5 protein-coding genes are annotated in these 3,073 nt (G+C 60.6%); 2 read left to right on the top strand and 3 right to left on the bottom strand.

All coding sequences use genetic code 11. The features are described 5' to 3' along the window. On the bottom strand, positions 1-710 hold a 710-nt coding region (locus tag ACY693_RS17465; protein ID WP_462323084.1), incomplete at its 3' end, for a hypothetical protein. Positions 711-780: 70 nt separating this feature from the next. Further along, positions 781-1,335, bottom strand: a complete 555-nt coding sequence (locus tag ACY693_RS17460) for a DUF4158 domain-containing protein (protein ID WP_462323083.1) — start codon at positions 1,333-1,335, stop codon at positions 781-783. Between the two features lie 90 nt (positions 1,336-1,425). On the opposite strand from ACY693_RS17460, the gene ACY693_RS17455 reads away from it, so the two are divergent. Further along, complete coding sequence (locus tag ACY693_RS17455) at positions 1,426-2,112, top strand: recombinase family protein (RefSeq protein ID WP_462323082.1); 687 nt, start codon at positions 1,426-1,428, stop codon at positions 2,110-2,112. Next, positions 2,109-2,657 (top strand): hypothetical protein, encoded by a 549-nt coding sequence (locus tag ACY693_RS17450; RefSeq protein WP_462323081.1) that lies wholly within the window; start codon positions 2,109-2,111, stop codon positions 2,655-2,657. Before ACY693_RS17455 ends, ACY693_RS17450 begins: the two co-directional genes overlap by 4 nt. A gap of 259 nt (positions 2,658-2,916) precedes the next feature. Here ACY693_RS17450 and ACY693_RS17445 read toward each other — a convergent pair. Continuing rightward, the coding region (locus ACY693_RS17445) for a type II toxin-antitoxin system RelE/ParE family toxin (RefSeq protein WP_462323085.1) at positions 2,917-3,073 on the bottom strand (157 nt) is incomplete at its 5' end.

The following is a 3,073-nucleotide window of genomic DNA, read 5'->3' as shown; positions in this document are numbered from 1 at the left end:
TGAGCGGTTCCCAGCGGCACATTGACCATCAAGCGGTCCTTGCGACGTTGTCCGCTGATGGTCAGTGACATCACGCCGGCGCCGATGCTCAACGGCAGGTCGATACAGCGATCGAAATGAAAGCTCACGGAGTAGTCGATCTGGCTTCCGGCAGTGTAGTGGACGCCCGACAGGTCAGTGTTCTGCGCAAGGGGCGCGGATCGGCCACTGACATGCCAATAACGGGACGCGTCCTTGATCGCCACAGGCGGGCCTGCCTGGCCGGTGGTGTCCTCCACCAGATTGAGGAAGCGGGTTGAGGTCGGCGAATGGGGATCTTGCGCCGCAGCGATGCGCCTCAGCAGATCATTCGGCATCCGCAGTTCCTGAGACAACGAGAGCACCAGAGACTCCACCGCGGGCTCGGTGGTGTCGGTCTCGTCGCGAGGGTCTGGCACCAGGTCGCCGGCACGCAGCGCGTTGCAGCGTGCCACGTACGCATGCGCGAAGTTGTGTGTGTAGAGATCCATCAGCGTGGCGTTGGCCTTGAGCAGGTCGAAGATCGAGGACAAGCGGACGCCGGGTTGGAGCGCAATGATGCGATCGAGCCAGTGCTGAGCCTCAGCGGTGATGTCATCGAGGCGCTCGCGCAGCCCCTCAGGGGTTTCCTGTTGGCGACGAAACAGCAGGCGCCCCTCAGCAGTGAGCTCGATTTCGGAATACGCGGACATCGGGATTACCATGGTTGGGGTGAAACGTCGCTCCACCGACGGCGCTCGTCACCCTACCCTACGCCCTTGATCATGGACTTTCGGAGGCGCGCTGAACCTCGGCGCTCAATGACCGCAGCTCCTCCTCGGTGACCAAGGCATGGCTGCGCATCATCATCAAACAGCGCAGGGCGGCGGAACGTCGAAGGGTCTCGAAGATCTGGTCCATCTCCTTGTCGCGCTCGCGGACCATACGCGACAGCTCCGCTCGGGCGGCAGCGTCGCACAGGCGGTAGCCGAACAAGTCGAGCACGATCTCCTGCTGATCAAGACGAGTGGGCTTGGACAGCGGCTTGACAGTATTCAAGTCGCGCTCGGGAAAGTAACGCAGCAGGATGTACTGCAGACCGTCGAGCACCGCTGCGTGCTCGTAGACAAAGAATCGCCGCTTCGCCTTGAAGTAGCCAAGCTGCAGAACGAGATGCACGGCGGCCGATGTGGTGTGCATGCCATACACGGCCTTCCGCTCCGCCGGGCTCAGGTCGAAATAGAGCAGCCGGTCGTCCTCGGTGAAACGCGGCAGGCCATAGAGGTCGTCGACCTCCGATGCGGTCAGGAATAACAGGCGGCGCGAATCGGCGGCCATGGAACAGCGAAGCTCAGGGAGTGCAGAAAGTACACTTCTTGCACGACGGCTGCATTCCCCCCGACACCTCGTTTTCTCCCGTCTGGAGCCGTGCAAAAACTGTTGCTGTCATCATCGTGCATTTATACTACAGGCACGACACCTCTTTGCACGACCTGGGCCAATACCTTGCCCGCCACGGCACCATCAACGATCCGAATCGGCTCCGCCCGCGTTAGCAGTCAGGGTCAGAATCTCGATTCGCAAATGGATGCGCTGCGCGAGGCCGGTTGCGAGAGGATCTTTACCGACCGGATGACCGGGTCGCGGTTGGACCGGCCCGGCTGGGAGCAGATGATGGCCTACCTGCGCTCTGGCGATACCCTGGTGGTCACGGAACTCAGCCGCATGACGCGCTCGTTGCTGGATCTGCTGGAAACGGCCAAGACACTCCAACAACGCCGGATCGAGCTGGTGTCGTTGCGCGAGCGCATCGATACCGCGAGCGCCACGGGACGCTGCTTCCTGTCGATGATGGGGGCGGTCCACCAGATGGAGCGGGAGCTGCGAGCCGAGCGTGCCGCGGCTGGCCGCGCCTCGGCGAAGGCCCGCGGCAAAAGCGGCGGGCGACCGCGGACCGATGCGAAGAAACTCGAGAACGCCCGAATCCTCTATGAGAACTCGGGAAAAACCGCCGCCGAGGCCTGCGCGGTTGCCGGTGTTGGACGAAGGACCTTCTTCTCCTATTTGGTCCAGCGCAAGAAGGCCCATGCCGGTGGGAGCGAGGGCATAACATGAACTATTCCCAGATACTCGAAGCGCTGAACAAGGCGTCCCTGTTCGAGCTCTATCGCCTCCAGCAGGCCATTCGCCGCAGCCTGGAAGACCCGGCAAGAATCAGGCAGATCAAGAATTCGTTGAGAGTCGGGCAGGATATCGAGTACTTCGAGGCGGAGGATAACCGGCTGATCGAGGCGAGCATCGTCGAGCTGAAAAGGACGAAGGTCTTGGTCAAGAATCGCCACGACGGGGCGCTCTGGAACATCCCCTTCTACTTCATCAACCTTGATCGCGCTGATGTCGCAATTTCGAATCCGACTGGCAAGCTCGACCGAAACACCCTGAAGATTGGCGACAGAGTGGCCTTCAAGGATCGGAAGGGCAACGAGCAATTCGGGGAGGTGATCAAGCTGAACCCGAAAACGGCCGGTGTGCTGGTCGGCACGATACGATGGAAGGTCAGTTACGGTCTCCTGTCCTCGATCATCGAAGGCGAGTTGGGAAGGGAGTCGAATGTGATCGAGGGTCAGCCGACCCATGGACAGCTTCTCGGCAAGGAGTAGTCTTCAGAGCTTCGACCATCCGGGCAGTGGCGCCGGAAAGGCACCAGACATATTAGCGCCCGCTAATTTTTACCTTTTCGAGGAGTTGGGCTCAGAGAGCCATGAACCATTTTGTTGCTGGAGGCTGATCGCCCCGACGACTCAGGTATCTGTTTTCGTACAGGTTAGTACATAAGCGGTTATATACCCGGCGCGAGCCATACGCGAAGTGCCAGCCCTGAAAAAGCCGGGCTTTGTTTTCTCAGAATCGGCGCTGCCCTCAGTGGGCGCTTAGGTGACGGTCAGGCTCCATGCGCTCGTGCAGGACACGAACGATCTCGATGCGGGAAGAAGAAAGGCGGTAGTTGATGCTGTGATGGCGGATACGCAAACGCCGGTAACCCGCGCGGATGTGCTCGCAGTCGCTGCCAAGACAC

This window comes from Halochromatium sp. (assembly GCF_054919635.1).
This window is presented reverse-complemented; position numbering and strand designations above follow the sequence as displayed.

Coding starts and splice junctions, on each gene's coding strand:
- ACY693_RS17460 (WP_462323083.1), bottom strand. CDS start 1,335: ATGGCCGCCGATTCGCGCCGCCTGTTATTCCTGACCGCATCGGAGGTC.
- ACY693_RS17450 (WP_462323081.1), top strand. CDS start 2,109: ATGAACTATTCCCAGATACTCGAAGCGCTGAACAAGGCGTCCCTGTTC.